16 protein-coding genes are annotated in these 16376 nt (G+C 45.1%); all 16 read right to left on the bottom strand.

What is annotated here, in order from left to right; genetic code table 11:
• Positions 1 to 86 precede the first annotated feature (86 nt).
• The 16 genes from lepB to flhB all read right to left on the bottom strand — a co-directional run bounded on the left by lepB (position 87) and on the right by flhB (position 16033).
• On the bottom strand, positions 87 to 863 hold the full coding sequence (gene lepB / locus KKZ03_RS00175) for a signal peptidase I (RefSeq protein ID WP_243219050.1): 777 nt from the start codon (positions 861 to 863) through the stop codon (positions 87 to 89).
• Positions 864 to 937: 74 nt separating this feature from the next.
• Positions 938 to 2737 carry a translation elongation factor 4 gene (lepA, locus tag KKZ03_RS00170; RefSeq protein ID WP_243219048.1) on the bottom strand — a complete coding sequence of 600 codons (1800 nt, stop codon included), beginning with the start codon at positions 2735 to 2737 and terminating at the stop codon, positions 938 to 940.
• Positions 2738 to 3072: 335 nt separating this feature from the next.
• The gene (locus tag KKZ03_RS00165) at positions 3073 to 3933 is read right to left on the bottom strand and encodes a DNA ligase (RefSeq protein ID WP_243219042.1); all 861 of its coding nucleotides are present in this window, start codon (positions 3931 to 3933) and stop codon (positions 3073 to 3075) included.
• Between the two features lie 443 nt (positions 3934 to 4376).
• Entirely contained in the window at positions 4377 to 4700 is a 324-nt protein-coding gene (locus KKZ03_RS00160; protein ID WP_243219039.1) for a type II toxin-antitoxin system PemK/MazF family toxin, read from the bottom strand.
• Positions 4697 to 4912, bottom strand: coding sequence for an antitoxin MazE family protein (locus KKZ03_RS00155; RefSeq protein WP_243219034.1), 216 nt, complete (start codon positions 4910 to 4912; stop codon positions 4697 to 4699). Before KKZ03_RS00155 ends, KKZ03_RS00160 begins: the two co-directional genes overlap by 4 nt.
• Before the next feature lie 193 nt (positions 4913 to 5105).
• Entirely contained in the window at positions 5106 to 5561 is a 456-nt protein-coding gene (locus KKZ03_RS00150; protein ID WP_243219029.1) for an IS1 family transposase, read from the bottom strand.
• Positions 5562 to 5586: 25 nt separating this feature from the next.
• A complete protein-coding gene (locus KKZ03_RS00145; RefSeq protein ID WP_243221711.1) occupies positions 5587 to 6477 on the bottom strand; it encodes a transposase in 891 nt (296 codons plus the stop codon).
• Positions 6478 to 6685: 208 nt separating this feature from the next.
• Positions 6686 to 6895 (bottom strand): transposase, encoded by a 210-nt coding sequence (locus KKZ03_RS00140; RefSeq protein ID WP_243219025.1) that lies wholly within the window; start codon positions 6893 to 6895, stop codon positions 6686 to 6688.
• 173 nt (positions 6896 to 7068) lie between these two features.
• Entirely contained in the window at positions 7069 to 8205 is a 1137-nt protein-coding gene (locus KKZ03_RS00135) for a FimV family protein (protein WP_243219024.1), read from the bottom strand.
• A 32-nt stretch (positions 8206 to 8237) separates the two neighbouring features.
• A complete protein-coding gene (locus KKZ03_RS00130) occupies positions 8238 to 9269 on the bottom strand; it encodes a flagellar motor protein MotB (RefSeq protein ID WP_243219023.1) in 1032 nt (343 codons plus the stop codon).
• A gap of 1 nt (position 9270) precedes the next feature.
• On the bottom strand, positions 9271 to 10020 hold the full coding sequence (locus tag KKZ03_RS00125) for a flagellar motor protein (protein ID WP_243219021.1): 750 nt from the start codon (positions 10018 to 10020) through the stop codon (positions 9271 to 9273).
• On the bottom strand, positions 10002 to 10733 hold the full coding sequence (locus tag KKZ03_RS00120; RefSeq protein WP_243219017.1) for an RNA polymerase sigma factor FliA: 732 nt from the start codon (positions 10731 to 10733) through the stop codon (positions 10002 to 10004). The genes KKZ03_RS00125 and KKZ03_RS00120 overlap by 19 nt, the downstream gene beginning before the upstream one ends.
• A gap of 3 nt (positions 10734 to 10736) precedes the next feature.
• Complete coding sequence (locus KKZ03_RS00115; RefSeq protein WP_243219012.1) at positions 10737 to 11582, bottom strand: hypothetical protein; 846 nt, start codon at positions 11580 to 11582, stop codon at positions 10737 to 10739.
• A complete protein-coding gene (flhF, locus tag KKZ03_RS00110) occupies positions 11572 to 12789 on the bottom strand; it encodes a flagellar biosynthesis protein FlhF (RefSeq protein WP_243219004.1) in 1218 nt (405 codons plus the stop codon). The genes KKZ03_RS00115 and flhF overlap by 11 nt, the downstream gene beginning before the upstream one ends.
• A complete protein-coding gene (gene flhA, locus KKZ03_RS00105) occupies positions 12786 to 14855 on the bottom strand; it encodes a flagellar biosynthesis protein FlhA (protein ID WP_243219000.1) in 2070 nt (689 codons plus the stop codon). The genes flhF and flhA overlap by 4 nt, the downstream gene beginning before the upstream one ends.
• Positions 14852 to 16033: a flagellar biosynthesis protein FlhB gene (flhB, locus tag KKZ03_RS00100; protein ID WP_243218999.1), complete on the bottom strand. Its 1182-nt coding sequence runs from the start codon at positions 16031 to 16033 to the stop codon at positions 14852 to 14854. The genes flhA and flhB overlap by 4 nt, the downstream gene beginning before the upstream one ends.
• Positions 16034 to 16376 lie beyond the last annotated feature (343 nt).

Genomic DNA, 16376 nt, shown 5'->3' with positions numbered 1-16376 from the left:
CGTCAGTCATAACTGTGCATAAAATTAACAGTAACGATACCATATCTCAGTAGCTATAAATCTTGTTTGTTGCCACGGTTGTTACGTTATTTTAATACCGTGCCAATACGACTAAAACCGACACCCTTATCTTGCCAATCCCAACTCATCCAGATAAAGAAGGCTTTGCCAACCAGATTGGCTTCAGGAACCGGTCCCCAGTAACGACTATCATTGCTGTTGTCGCGGTTGTCGCCCATGGCAAAATAATTTCCTTCCGGAACGACATAAACAAATTCAACCGTTGGTGTGCCGTTTCTAATCAGAATGCTGTGTTCAACACCGGTCAAATTTTCCAATAATTCTTCAGCACCGGTCATATCTTCACCCTGACCCAAACCTTGATAACGCCCTAATGAAACTTCTTCAACCGGCACATCATTAACGGTTAATCTTTTATTGCTATAAACAAGTTTGTCGCCAGGCAGGCCAATAATACGTTTTATGTAATCGACCGCAGGATCTTTAGGATAACGAAAAACGACAATGTCACCACGCTGTGGCTCTTTCAGTTCAATGATTTTCTTATTAATAACGGGCAGACGTATGCCGTAAATAAACTTGTTTACCAAGATAAAATCACCGACCAGTAAAGTCGGCATCATTGATCCCGAAGGAATGCGAAAAGGCTCGGCTATAAATGAGCGAAGCAATAACACAATCAACACAATCGGAAAAAAGGAACGCGCATACTCAACAAGTACAGGTTCATCTTTTTCATCAAAAATGAGGCCTTTTGATTTGAGAAATAATAAATAACTTCCCCAAATAACACCTGTGACTACCGTGGCCAGCAAAAGATAAAAAGAAAAGTCAAAGTCCATAATTTATTTATTTTCAAAGTTTATGGGCAAGCCTGTGTGGTTGCCCTGATTTATATGAGGCTGAAACGCCTGTGTTATTCTTTGTTTAACTGTAAAACAGCCAGGAACGCTTCTTGAGGGATTTCAATATTACCGACTTGTTTCATGCGTTTTTTACCGGCTTTTTGCTTTTCCAGCAATTTTTTCTTACGACTAATATCACCGCCATAACACTTGGCGATAACATTTTTGCGCAGGGCTTTAACCGTCGATCTGGCAATAACTTTAGAGCCAATCGCCGCTTGTATGGCAACTTCATACATTTGCCGAGGAATCAGCTCTTTCATTTTTTCAACCAAATCGCGGCCCCGATTATTGCTTAAATCACGATGCACAATAATCGACAGAGCATCCACTTTTTCGGCATTAATCAACACATCCAGTTTAACCAAATCGGCCGGTTGAAAACGTAAAAACTCATAATCAAACGAGGCAAAGCCCCGACTCACCGACTTTAATCGATCAAAGAAATCCAAAACTACTTCACTAAGCGGAAGTTCATAATGTAATGAAACCTGTCTGCCGACGTACTGCATATCTTTTTGTACGCCACGTTTTTCAATACACAGCGTAATAACGCCGCCTAAATAAGCTTGCGGTACCAAAATATTGGCACGAATAATGGGCTCCCTAATTTCCTTTACCGTACCGCCATCAGGTAGTTTAGCCGGATTATCGACCATCAATATCTGCTCAGTCTGGGTAATGACTTCATAAATAACAGTTGGTGCTGTGGTAATCAAATCAACGTTATATTCCCTTTCCAGACGTTCTTGCACAATTTCCATATGCAACATGCCTAAAAACCCGCATCGAAAACCAAAACCTAAAGCCTGTGAGGTTTCCGGCTCAAATTGCAGGGCAGCGTCATTAAGGTTTAATTTGTTAAGCGCTTCACGCAAATCTTCGTAATCATCGGAACTGACTGGATACAAGCCGGCAAAAACCCGTGGCTGAACCCGTTGAAAACCGGTGAGTTGTTCGGTAGCCGGATTATCTGTCCAGGTGATGGTATCGCCAACCGGCGCACCAAAAATATCTTTAATACCGGCAACGACATAACCCACTTCACCGGTATTTAAAATATCTTTTTCAAGACGCTTGGGCGTAAAAACCCCGACTTTATCAGCAATAAATGACTTGCCGGTAGACATAATGGTAATCTTCTGCTTTCTGCGAATACTGCCATGCATAATTCTGACTAAAGACACCACGCCCAGATAACTGTCAAACCAGGAATCAATAATTAATGCCTGTAACGGACCGTCAATGTTGCCTTCCGGTGGCGGTATTTTAATAACCAGTTGTTCCAAAACATCCAGAACATTAAGACCGGTCTTGGCACTAATCATCAATGCCTCATCTGCGGCAATGCCGATGACTTCTTCAATTTCAGCCAGTACGCGTTCAGGTTCGGCGGAAGGTAAGTCAATTTTGTTCAGCACCGGAACCACTTCCAGTCCCTGTTCAATTGCCGTATAGCAGTTTGCCACACTTTGCGCCTCAACGCCTTGGGCTACATCAACAACCAGCAGCGCACCTTCACAAGCCGCTAATGATCTGGATACTTCATAAGAGAAATCAACATGCCCCGGCGTATCAATAAAATTAAGCTGATAGGTTTCGCCATCTTTGGCTTTAAAGTCCAGCGTAACACTTTGGGCTTTAATCGTGATGCCTCGCTCTTTTTCAATATCCATGGTATCGAGTACTTGCGCTGACATTTCCCTGTCACTTAATCCGCCACAGATTTGAATAAAACGATCCGCGAGTGTTGATTTACCATGATCAATATGCGCGATAATGGAGAAATTTCTGATATGTTTTAAATCCACTGTGTTTCAACTGGTTATTAAGGTTGTTAAGGCGATATTGCTTCAGCGCTTGCGGCAATGAATGCCATCAAGGCATTTTTATGCACTTGATAAAGTGGCAAATTATAACAGAGTTAGTCATAGGCTAAGCGCGAAATGCTGTTAAGCAAGTAATTAATAGTTTTTTATTCACCACGAAGGCACGAAGGATACGAAGTTTTTCTTTTTTGTTTACTTGGTGGTGATAATCTTTTCTGATAGATATTTTGCTTCAACTGATGACAAGGTTGGTGATTCTGACAGAGATGCCGGAATCCATTATACTTGGCACCTTGGCTTACAAGGCATGTCTGCTGTTATTCATTCCGCTGTCTTATAAATACGGCAAAGCGAGGTATTCCGGATCGAGTAAAACCCTGATATCGATAAGTCACCAAGCTTCCAAGCGCTGGCGGGTTTTTCCGTTGTTGCTCAGTAAAACCACTACCAATGTAAAAAGTCTTGCCATCATCCATGCGCACTTTAATAGCACCCATTAAGCCGGTGTTTTTACCCTTGCCGGGTTTATAACCAATAACAATGGCTTCTGCATCTTCAAAGGGTTTTAATTTAAGCAAATTATCACTACGGCCACTATGATAAAGCGCATTTTGCCGATGCAACACCAAGCCCTCAGCGCCTTGCCTGACCAAGTCATCCAGTTTGTCCATCAAGATCTTGTTGGAATCGACACGAAACTGCTCAATCACTTGCAGATAAGGTGTCGTTGCCAACTGGCGCATGGCTTCAACACTTTCGGTAAAAGTACCGCCATGAGCAGGCAAATCAAACACCATAAACTTGACTACTTTCCAACTATCATCGGGGCTTTGCTTTCGAACTACCGAAACAACATCTTGATAATGCCCGCGCCCCATCCATAATTCACCATCCAGCGGCTGGTCAGGAAAGCCTTGTATAAACCATGCGGGTGCCATAAAAATACTGCCACCGCGAGAAATGAGTTGTTTGCCGTCCCATCTGGCTCGAATTCCATCAAGTTTTTCACTTACCCAAAATTGCGAGACATCCTCATTTTGATGATAAGTATTGGCCAGCATTATCTCAGGCGCTTCATTCGCGACAACGGGCAATGCAATTGCCAATAGCAGCACTATAAGAAAATACTTGATAGGGGGGAAGGAAAGGGGGTTTTGTGCAGATTGATAAGCAGACATGGTTTTAACCTCGCTAAGCTATTTATCCGGGGAGTTTTAATGAAAATCCTAATGCCGATTCTAAAAGACCTTGATTACGAATACCTGTTGAACCACCTGATTGTTCAATGATTCATTTATGCAATAACAGGGTTTGCTCCAGTATTAACAGCTGTATCATGACAAACGTTTATACAGTTCATTATTTTTTTCAGGGTACAGTCCATTGTCTGTTCAAAGTCCAAGCGATTATCGCTATCAATTTCTTATATTTGAATTTTATTTTTTGGCAAGTTTTTTAGTATTTCAAGCAAAGCTTCATAGAATGAGTCTTCAACCTGAATATTCAATGATTTCATTATATTTCCTTGTTTATCGACTATTCATACGTTAAATGTCAGGTGACGTTATCTCGATCTTGGTTGCATGGCGCTACGTTTTCAGAGGGATTTCTATGGTTATCTTTATACAACACCCAGGAACACGGCTAATGCCCGATTAACGGCCAACATATCTTCTTCCGCTAGACGTCCAAACACGGCCCCTATTTTTTCGCGTGGAATGGTTTGTACCTTATCTATCATGATTTCTGACGGTTTTCTTAGCCCTGTACTTTCGCCATACCTAACCGGAACACGAAACAATGGTGTATCCCGCAACTCACTGGTGATTGGAATGATGGTTACGGAGGGATGCTCAGAAAATAAATCTGACTGAATGATCAAGGCGGGACGCGGTTTACCATAAGCGCCTTGCAACACAATCGTTACCAGATCACCTCGCCTCATTCCCACCCCTTGGTGTCAGCCGAAGCTTCCAGCCAGTTTGCCATGTCGGTTTCTTGTGGGTCGCCTTGCAGGGCAAGGGATTGACGGCGGCATTCATCCGCAAAGCCGGTACTCCGTGTATCTGGAACCCATATCTGCACAGGACGTAGTCCGGCAGCTCGTAGCCCGGCCCGATGTTTTTGCACTCGATCAGCAGTTGTCTTGGTAGTCATAATTTTTCCATTGCAGTCATTACTTTTGTGTTACATGTAACATCTTAGCAAAATGTTACATGTAACACAAAAACAAAAAAAGTATTTGAAAAATGGTAAACGTGCCGTTGATTATTTTAAAACAAGCTGCATTCCCACGCAGAACATGGGAACGAGAAATATCAAGTCCAAACTCAACTTTATTGATTAATAATCAGATGACCGTATCATGCATCAATTCCAGCTTCGAAAAGCAAATTGTTTTGCGTACCAGACGTTTAATCCACGTCCTAAAGTTTAGATTTTTACGTTCTATTTTTTGGGTATTGCGCTTACCAATTTCATGCTTATCGGCATCAAGATGGCGTTCATAGGCACCCCAATTATCTGTGTAGTACCGCTTGATGCCAAATGGTTCAAGTAACGCTTTGAGTTTTTGAAAAACCACATCCTTACACTTGCCGAACATATAGGCAAGCACGGTGTTGGTAGCGTGGTCAACAGCGTGCCAGAGCCAACGTTGGTTGGATTTATTTCCGACATAAGACCACTGTTCGTCGAGTTCTGCCTCACAACCTGCGTCCTCTAGCGTGACGTTCAGTTCGCCGCTGGCACTCAGCTCAAATATTTTGGGATTAACCTGAACAAGACTGACGGCTTTATTTCTCAACGTGTTACAATACATTCGCCAAAATTTAAGCCGCTCTTGCATGAATCCTGCCAATTTCTGCGGCTTGAAAGATGCGGTCGTCGATTAAAAATGTGTCATCATTTTTGTCCAACGAATTAATAATCCGCTGCGTGTATTTTCGGGCTCTGAAGATGGTTTTTAAATCCAGCATACTGCCCTTGTTGGTTCCCTCTATTTTTGCCGATAAAAGCGGTGAAAAAGTGACCATGAACAAGGAGAAGTTAGCCGCATTATTGACTTGTGTTTCTTTGACATTCATAAAATCTTCCAACCCCCAATATTGCTTGACATCGCGGAAGTTAAACTCGATTTGAAACCGCAAAGCGTAGTAGCTGATCAATTTTTCACTGGCAAGCGTTAGGTCATCACTAAACAACAGTACCTTTGCGATCCGTCCTGTTTTTAGGTTGGTCTTTACAATGATGGCGACATTGAGCAATTCAGGAAAGTTTTTGTGCCAAACGTGTACCTGATAGGTACACGTTTGAATGCCTTTTTCCACGGCCTCCGATTTCCGATGCGCGTCCGTTAATGTTTCCAGTGTTAGTTTTTCACCGTATTTACGCGGCTTACCTTTTCCTGAATACTCGCCCGAGTAGGGCAAGTAAAGCGTTGAATCATGGCGTAGCTTGCAAATAAGGTGTAGCCCCGTTTGTATAACGGCTTGTAGGCCAGCATTGTTGCCCAGTGCGCCATCGTAAACAAAGTAGACGATTCCCAAATTCAACCCTATCAACGTTAATACCGCATTAATACAGGCTTGCAACTGTCGTTGAAAAGACCATAGTTTAACAACTTTCCGGTTTTTGTTAACACTGCCCTTAGGCCTGCCAGGTTTCGAGTTTTTTGGTTTAACGGCCTTGGGCGCACTGGTTTGAACATCGCCACGTACCAGCTATTCGGTGATTAAAGGGTAAGCCGTCCGTGTTTCGACAGATAACAATGACAGGTTTAAAAAACACAGCCCAGGCAATGGCTTGTTATAAATCGAAGAAAAAAAAACCTAATCCATGCGTTTCTTTCCCTGATTTGGTCACCATGACCTCATCCCCAATCAGCAACCATATACCTTTAGTTTCCTGTGTATGTTGCTTTATGAGTTGTCAACGTAACGCTGACCACGCTATTTTTTCTTTAAAAAAACGCTGTACCGTCCGATAGTTGCCACCCTTTTCAGTCCAACGCGACAAACTCAGCATGGTTACCCGCCCCGTCATCGACAGCATGGCTTCAATAAGCAGGGTCATCTGCTTTAGCGTGCAGGCTTTTAAATGTGGACTTACGGTATTTAGTATTGCTATGATTTCATTCATGGTCAGTTTGGGTGCGAATGCTCTGTTAGAAGCGGTATTCTACCTTCTCTGACCTTTCTCCTTCCTCCGATATCTACAAATTACTCATGCCAATTGGCGAAGGTATTGACTTTATCATGCTTGATTGTAAAGTGGACCAACAGCTTTTGTGTAACCTCGCCATCAATCAAAACCTAGCGATTGTATTTTTTGGTGATAGGCGGTTCGGAAAAATCAAAATCATATTCCAATTCGTCATCGAGGATTTCTTGTGCAACCCGCTCATTCAGATCTTGCTGTTTTTGTCCTGAAATAGCAGATTTATGGCTTGTCAATAAGGGGGAGTCGGGAATGAGCACTTTAACCATATCGGCAATATTGTTCCAAAATGGATGCTCCTTAAGTTTGCCGGCATCATCCAGTTCGTTGATGTAGTTTGCAAATTGGCTTTTATTGCCACTAGTGTAATAGGTTTTTAAAAGTTTAAGTTTATATTCATCGCGGACAGGTTGCTGTTGCATTGCCCGACGAAGCAATTCTTCGGCTTTTTGGTAATATCCATGAGAGATATAAATATCGACTTCAGTCAGCAAGTTAACCGCATTTTGATTGGCGTTTAAGATGTTGAGTTCAGCCAGAAATTCAAGTGTCGCCTCTGCTTTTATAGCTGGAATCGGTGTTGCATCAACAGATTCTGACGATGGAGAGTTTTTGGCGGTCTGGGTATAAAAGCTTTTCTTAGGCTTGCGTTTACGCCATTTCTGCCAGCCCAAAAGACTGATAACCCCTATGATAAAGGCAACAGCAGGGAGAATGTAGGGCTGTAAAACAGCTTCTAAAATAGGTGTTGTTGGCTCTGCAGCTTTATCGGCGTTTTTCTGAACATTTTGCACATTTTGTAGTGTGTTTAATTGTTGCTCCAGTTGCTTAAGATGTGCTTCCATTTCAAGGGCTTTGTTACTGGCAGCTTTATCTTCGGTAATGATGGCTGGACCAGTAGTTACCGTAGTGATTTGTTGGGACGCGTCCTTTTCATTGCTTCTTTTTACCGCAGTGCTCCGTTTGGGTAGGCGAGTTTTTTGACCAACTACCGCGTTATCTTCAACAGCTTCATTGCTGCCGGATATTTCCGGTTTTTGTGTTTTGTCGGCATTTTCTTGTTGCTTGTTCTTCAAATTAGCTGCAGTACCGAGCTGCAGCTGGATGCCATTAGTTGATTTTTGCTCAAGTGCTGAACGAGTTTGAATATCGCTACCTTCCAATGACCATGCAGTAGAGGGTAGTAGTAGCGCTAAAAGCGCCAAGGTTTTTATAAAAATGTTACTGTGCATTTAATGATCTTTCTGTTTTTGATGATGATATTTTATTTATTGTCGGGCAATGCAGAAATATTGGAATATTCGCCTTCATAAGGGGGTAGTGCCAGGGTATTTAAATCATCGTTGGTTAAATCAGCGGGCAGGTCTTTCATGGCGGCATCCATTGGCATGGATGTCGACGTATCGATGCCGGCATCGCCAGGCTCGGTATCGTTAAGAATCATCAGTTGCACGCGTCGGTTACGCAATCTGCCATCGGTGCTGTCATTGGATGTTACCGGCCGGTTGGCGGCATAACCAATAGCAGCTAACCGTTGGCTCTGGATGCCCATGCCAATTAAGAGCCGAACGACACTGCCGGCTCGTGCCGACGATAATTCCCAGTTTGATGGATACTGCTGCGTGTTAATGGGAAGATCGTCCGTGTGACCTTCGACATGAATCAGGTAAGGCTGGTTTGTCAGTACATCAGCAATGGATTGTAGGGTTAGCATCGATTTTGAGTCCGAATTAAAAACAGCATCGGCCGGAGCAAATAAAATGCTGGCGTTGATTTCTACACTAATGCCACGGCTAGACTCAGTGATTCGTACTTTGTCCTGATCGATTAGCGTAGCGAGACGAAGCTCCAATTGATTGGCGACGCCTTTCATTTTTACTTTTTCGTTGCGTAGTTCAGTCTGGTGTCTTATCTCATCGGCTGTCATGGGCGGGTTTTCGATAACCGGCCCGGTCAAAGCTATTGGATCGGGCGTCAGCATAAGCATTGGCGCAGGAGCCGGCATTGCAACCGTGAATGGCAGCAGGACGACTTTGCCTGGATCAGGACTATCCAACATGATTTCAGTTGGTTTAAAAGCCATTGCCTGGAGGGTAGCAGCAGGGGGCTGATCAGGCTCTCTGTTGGCTAATGCTTGACTCAATGATGAAGACAATTGTTTGAATTTTATACCCTGTGTTGATGACATGGCATACATCACCACAAAAAGGGCAAATAGCAGCGTAATGAAATCAGCGTAGGATACCAGCCAGCGGTCATTCTGTTCCGGTTCTTCATGGTAAGGTTTACGTGCCATCTTAGTGTCCCTGATGCCAATAGCTGCTCATGCGTTCCTGGATTAAATTGGGATGATCACCTTGTTTTATACACAAAAAAGCATCAGCCAGCATTTCTCGCTTTAGAAGTTCAAGCTGAAGATGACTTTTAAGTTTATTGGCGATGGGTATAAAAACAAGATTGGCAAGTCCAACACCATAAAGGGTCGATACAAAAGCGACGGCGATGCCTTTGCCAAGCATCAGCGGATCAGACAGATTTTCCATCACATGGATGAGACCGAGTACCGCGCCCAAAATACCAATGGTTGGCGAGTAGCCGCCAGCCGCATCCCAAACTTTGATGGCATGGCGTTGCTCACGTTCATAACTGGTAATATCGATATCCAGAATGTCGCGAATTTTTTGCTCGTCAATGCCATCGACTACCATGCGTAATCCTTTCGCTATAAAAGGGTCCGGATGGCTGTTAATATGAGCATCAAGTTTCAAAAAACCTTCAATCCGCGCAGTTGTACTCCAGGAATGAATGGTACTGGTTAAGGCCGGATAAAAATCAGCTTGTGGCACAAAAGCGCTACGTAGCATGCGTACACCACGAACCAGATTACCCAGTCCGTTCTGTAACAATACTGCGCCAAAGGTTCCGCCTACGACGATCACTAACGGAGCAGGCTGAATCAGCGAACCTATTTGGCCGCCTTCAACCCATTGACCCAAAACAATGGCAATCAGGCCAAGGACTAATCCTGCTAAGCTTCCCCAATCCATTTTTGCTCCCTGAGAATATCCCGTATACGTGCGATGGCCTGACTATGCAATTGCGATACCCGAGATTCTGTGACCCCCATTACCGCGCCGATTTCCTTGAGATTGAGTTCTTGCTCATAATAGAGGGCCATTAACAGTTTTTCCCGTTCGGGGAGCCCTTCAATGCATCCGGCCAGAGCATCTTGTAAGTCAAGGTCAATAAGGTCCTGTAAGAAATCTGGTGATGATTCTTTATGGAAATGATCCAGAAAGTGCTCGCCGTCTTCTTCATTGGTAAAATCCTCAAAATAAAATAGTTGATGACCGGCACCGTTAGTCAGCATTTTCTGATACTCAGCCAAAGGGATATTGAGTTTATTGGCAATTTCTTCTTCACTGGGGGGGCGTCCCAATTTATGTTGTACTTCGGTTATCGCAGTTTCAATTTTGCGCATAGACTGACGGACACTGCGCGGCGTCCAATCCATACATCTTAACTCATCAACCATGGCACCCCGGATACGCAAGGTTGCGTAGGTCTCAAACTGCGCTTGATGGGTGTTTTCATACCGCCTCATCGCATCAAGCAGACCTAGCATACCTGCCTGAATTAGATCATCTACGTCAATATTGGCAGGCAATTTGGCTTTGAGTTGATGCGCCAGTTTTTTAACCAGCAGAATATGCTCATCAAGAATCGGTTCCTTGGCTGCCCGGCCTTTCGCGTCATACATAAGTTATGCCTCCATTTTTGCGAAATGGCCGTCAGACATTGAAGACGGAGGGTTAATGCTCATTGGCTTATCAGCCAGCTTTGTAGCAATTTCCCTGAATGCAACTGAAGCGGCTGCCATGGGAAAGGCTTCGATGACCGATCGTCCGAGTTGGACGGCCCGAGACAGATGTTCATCGGATGGGATACATCCCAGCGATATTAACGGTACCGCCAGAAAAAGGTTGGCGGCTTGACTCAAGTTTTGTTGTATTTTTTTAGCTTGATCCGGTGAAGCATTAATCACTAGTACTTGGTAAGACCTGCGCCCCAGTTCAGTATGCAATTCCTTGATTTGCAGGTAGGCAGACTTGATGGAGTCTATGGTATTAGTTGCCAGCACAACCACATCGCCCTCGGCCAGTTCAGATAACAAGAAGGGATTATCATTATCCAGTTGCGTATCTACCAGGCAGAAGCCGCTTTTGGGGCTGAGTTCACGAAATGCCATGGACAGATCTTTCAGGGCATTGGGCTGGTCAGTCATTTGCTTTATAGGCTCGCGTGATAGTTTGCTCATGTAGATACCCTGATTTTGTTCCTGACTCACCAGTTTCTGAGCCGCGTTAATATCCGATAGAAAAACGGGTGCGGGGACTGAGGTACAAGAACTGATACCCTCCGGTGAATGGCTTGCATCAAGCAGATGAACCTCACTGCCAACTTTCACCAGTGCAGCGGCAAGATTTTGTAACAGTTGATTTTTCTGGGTAGAAGGTACTGCCGAGACAAACGAAATTATACGTATCGAGCCTGATCCCAGCAGTCGTCGCAAACCTTCGGCCTGATCAACACCCTGATTATGTGACATTAAAATTCTCCAGGTCCGAGTTCTGGCGCGTAGCTTCACAAGCCATTAAAACTGCCAATTCATGGTCTTCGTAGCGGGTAGCACTTCTCGAATGTCGGTGTTCGAAGGTTCGTTCCAGCAGATTCTCTGATTCCACCATTTGTAAATCTTCCGGGACGCGCTGACCGGTTCCTACATAAAATAGTTTAAGTTTGTATCTCAGCACCACATCCAGTGCATTACTGAGTGTGACTGCTTCGTCCAGTTTGGTCAGAATACAGCCTGCAAGTCCGGAACCTCGATAGGCAAGTGTAACTTCGTTTAGCGTTTCAATAGTGCTGGTGGTGTTGAGGCACAGTAGTCGTTTGATAGGCACACGTGTACCTGACAGCATGGCAATTTGTTCAGTGACCATCTGATCCCGTTGACTCATGCCCACGGTATCGATAAGAACTATATGCTTGTTCTTTAGTTCATCTAGTGCAATTCTTAGATCGGCCTCATCTCTGACTGTGTGAACCATGACGCCGAGGATCTTGCCATAAATCCGTAGCTGTTCATGAGCGCCAATCCGGTAACTGTCAGTGGTAATTAAAGCCAGTTTACTTGGGCCATGGCGCATCACACAACGCGCTGCCAGTTTTGCCGTTGTCGTGGTTTTACCAACACCGGTAGGGCCAACCAGTGCGTAGATACCACCTTGATCAAGGATTTCGTCTTCGTTTTTTAGTATGGATAAATTGCGCAAGAGAACACCCTTTGCCCATTCAAGCCCTTGTTCTATATCTTTATCCGGGGGGGCATTTTTTGCGAGATAACGCGACAGACTGGCGCTAAAGCCCATCGCCACAAGTTCCCGTAAAATTCCGGATTTTGACGGATAGCGTTGATGTTGATCGTTCCATGTTAGCAGGGCAATTTGGGACTCCAAGGAGCCCCGCATTGCCTTGATTTCATTCATGATAAGGTTCATGTCGTTGTCAGGAACGATGGCGGAAGCGGCATTGGCCTTTGGCGCAGGTTCGCTCGGTGCCGCTTTTTTCGCTACCGGGTTAGGGCTATGCGATTCCTCAACTGCAGAGTTAAAACCTCTCTCATCAGAGGCAAGAATTTCGACCCCGTTGGCAACATTGCGGTTTGACAGGATGATCGCATCAGGGCCCAGAGCCTCACGTACAAGACTCAAGGCTTCGCGGGCTGTCAAGGCAAAAAAGCGCTGAATTTTCATACTAATGCTCCAACAAGATTAGTGACTTTAATGGTAAGAGAGTCGGGCAACTCTGCATGAGATAAGACTTTTAACTGGGGTAAGTTGCGGCGCAGAAAACGGGCCAACATTACTCGGAGTGGTGCCGGGACCAGCAAAACAGGAGCATAACCCAATTGTTCTTGTAGTTGTGTGCTTTTTGCCGTTTGTATTGCAAGTGTTTCGGCCAGTCCGGGTTCAATGCCGCCTCCTTCAGGGCCGCTGCTGTGCAAAGCTTGTAATAAAAGTTGCTCAAGGCGATTATCTAGCGTCATTACCGGTAGTTCCGTAGTTCCTGGGGCGATTTGTTGCACAATTGCTCGGCCCATTGCTATTCGTACGATTGCTGTCAAGAAATTTGCATCCTGACTTTGCGGTGCATATTCTGCAATCGTTTCTATAATGGTGTGCATATCACGGATGGAAACATCCTCAAGCAGCAGGTTTTGCAGTAACTTCTGTAGCGTGGCTAGAGGCAATAGATTGGGAACCAGATCTTCAACTAATTTGGGTGCGACTTTGCCCAGATGATCAAGCAGGGCTTGTACTTCCTGACGGCCAAGTAAGTCGGCAGCATGTAGTGACATTAAATGATTTAGATGAGTCGCTACGACGGTGCTGGCATCAACGGCAGTATAACCCATGGCTTGAGCTTGCTCGCGAAGTTGGGAATCAATCCATACGGCAGGCAGGCCAAAGGCAGGGTCGTTGACTGGCGTGCCCGGTAAGGTGCCGGTTACGATGCCGGAGTTAATGGCCAGAAATTGACCGGGGTGTGCTTCGCCGACGCCGATTTCGACGCCTTTCAACGTAATACGATAGGCCGCCGGACGTAACTCCAGATTGTCGTTAATATGGATGGGAGGTGGTAGAAAGCCTACTTCTTGAGCAAACTTTCTCCGAACTCCCTTGATGCGACCCAGTAACTCGGCTCCCGGGCCTTTGTCAACCAAGGTAATGAGTCGGTAGCCGACTTCGAGCCCTAATGTTTGGATAGGTAGTACATCCTCCCAGGACACTTCTTTCATGTCTGGTGATATAACAGGTTCGGCTGTGTCTATTTCGGGCTCTGTTTGCCTGACGTGTTTAAAATAGTAGGCAGAACCCCCAATCAATAATGCCAGCATCCAAAAAGCCAGATGTGGCATGCCGGGGATTAATCCCAGTCCGCCAATAATGCCGGCCGTTATATAAAGAACCTGAGACTTCATGAACAATTGCGTCACTAACTGGCTACCGATATCCTGATCGCTCGCTACACGCGATACTACAGCACCAGCCGCTACAGAGATAATCAAGGAGGGTAGTTGGGCGACCAGGCCGTCACCGATGGCAAGCATGGTGTAAGTTGCAATTGCTGTTGAAAAATCCAGTTCATGCTGGATTACACCGACCAGTAAGCCACCAACCATATTTACGACGACAATTATGATACCTGCCACGGCATCCCCACGTACATATTTACTGGCACCATCCATAGCCCCATAAAACTCCGCTTCCTGTGAAACTTCTTTACGGCGTGTGCGCGCTTCTGCTTCGCCGATCAGGCCGGCATTTAGATCGGCATCAATCGCCATTTGTTTGCCCGGCATTGCATCCAGGGCAAATCTGGCGCCTACTTCGGCAATCCGACCGGCTCCCTTGGTAACTACGACAAAATTAATGATAGTCAAAATGGTAAAAACCACGACACCGACCAGATAGTTACCGCCAATTAGGAAGTGACCAAAAGCTTCAATAACTTTACCGGCGGCATCGGGGCCGTTATGCCCTTCTGTTAATACAATACGTGTCGAGGCGACGTTGAGTGATAAGCGCAACATGGTAGTAAAGAGTAATACCGTTGGAAAGGCCATAAAGTCAAGAGGCCTGATTGTGTAAAGGGCTGTTAACAGAACGATAATGGATAAGGCGAGATTGAAACTAAAAAAAATATCGAGCACGAATGCAGGTACCGGTAACACCATTAGCGACAGCATGGCGACAACCAGCCCTGGTGCTGCCAGTGCTTTACCGTTAACCTGTGCAAGCCAGCCAGGTAATGTCACGATAGTACTCCGGGTTTGATAGCGTTGCCGGAATCATCATTGATGGTTTCCAAGGTATCCATGCCGGGAGGGACAGATATTTGCTCGGGTAATTGCGGTGCATGTCCACCATGGGTTCGCCAGGCACGCAATTGAAAAACATAGGCAAGCACTTGAGCCACCGCAGCATAAAGCGGTGCAGGAATTTCTTCGCCCAGTTCGGCATGGCTATAAAGTGCACGGGCCAGTGGTGGCGCTTCCATTAAGACAATTTTGTGTTCCAGGGCAAGCTCACGAATTTTTGCGGCGACTTCATTCATCCCCTTGGCGATGACCAGTGGTGCATGATTGGCGTTTTCAGGATATTTTAAGGCAACCGCATAGTGGGTTGGATTTGTCACTACCACGTCAGCGGTTGGGACATCGGCCATCATGCGCCTACGTGCCATTGCACGTTGTTGGGCGCGAATCTTCGCTTTGATTTCCGGGTTGCCGTTGGATTCTTTGGATTCTTGTCTGATATCCTCGCGTGTCATCATCAGTTTTTTTGCGTAATGCAGCATTTGATAAGGGGCATCAATTAAGGCAATGACTGCCAGAGCAGCAACTAACGCGGTAAAGCATATTAATAATAAATGTCCTTGGCGCACACTGCTTACGGCAGGTGACTGCGCGATTAATGCAAAGATGGCATCAAATTGTGAGGTAACCACAGCCCAAGCCACAAAACTGACTAATAATGTTTTACCGATGGCTTTGAGTAGTTCGACCAGTGCACGGATGGATAACATATTACCCAAGCCTGTCATCGGGTTCATCTTGCCAAAATTAGGTCCCAATGCTTTTGCGCTAAACAACCAGCCACCAATCAGCATGGGTGAAAATAGCGCTGCTAGCATTAGCAGTCCGGCTAGTGGTGCAAAAGCCAATAGTAAGTCAACCAGTTGCTGTGCAAGTCCAATCCCTAGTTGGGAGGGGTCCATTATTTGGGCGCGTTCAAAGCTTAAGCCCATAGTTAACATATGTTTGAGTTGTTGTACCATTGCTTCACCCGATATCCAAAAGCCGAGTGTGGCGGCAATTAATACGGTAAAAGTAGCGAGTTCACGGGAGCGAGGGACGTCACCGTCTTCGCGAGCCTTGTCAATGCGGCGCTGCGAGGCGGGTTCTGTTTTTTCGAGATCACTTTCTTCTGACATATGGAGCTCCTAAGTCGATGCACCGTGTCATTATTGGTGAGAGAACAAGGATTCCTATTATGAGAGCAAAAGGATTTTACGGTATGCTAGAGAACGGCGGTAAATTCACCGCTATTTATCATTCAGGATATAGATAGCGTGTTTTATATTTTGCTGAATGAATATTCACGCACTTTTGAAATAAAGTGTTGATTTTAACGATGGCTGACTATATAGGTATAAGCATGAAATATTTGAATAACTTGATGCGCCTTTACATTTAATCTAGAGTCTTTGGTTTTGCTTAAGAGAGCCTTGTCGAAAAAGCATCAGCTTGTTCAAGTTTGTTATACAGGATCCGGAT

The sequence above is a fragment of the Methylobacter sp. S3L5C genome (genome assembly GCF_022788635.1).
Taxonomy (GTDB): domain Bacteria; phylum Pseudomonadota; class Gammaproteobacteria; order Methylococcales; family Methylomonadaceae; genus Methylobacter_C.
The sequence above is the reverse complement of the archived record's forward strand: the minus strand, read 5'-3'. Positions and strand labels throughout refer to the sequence as shown.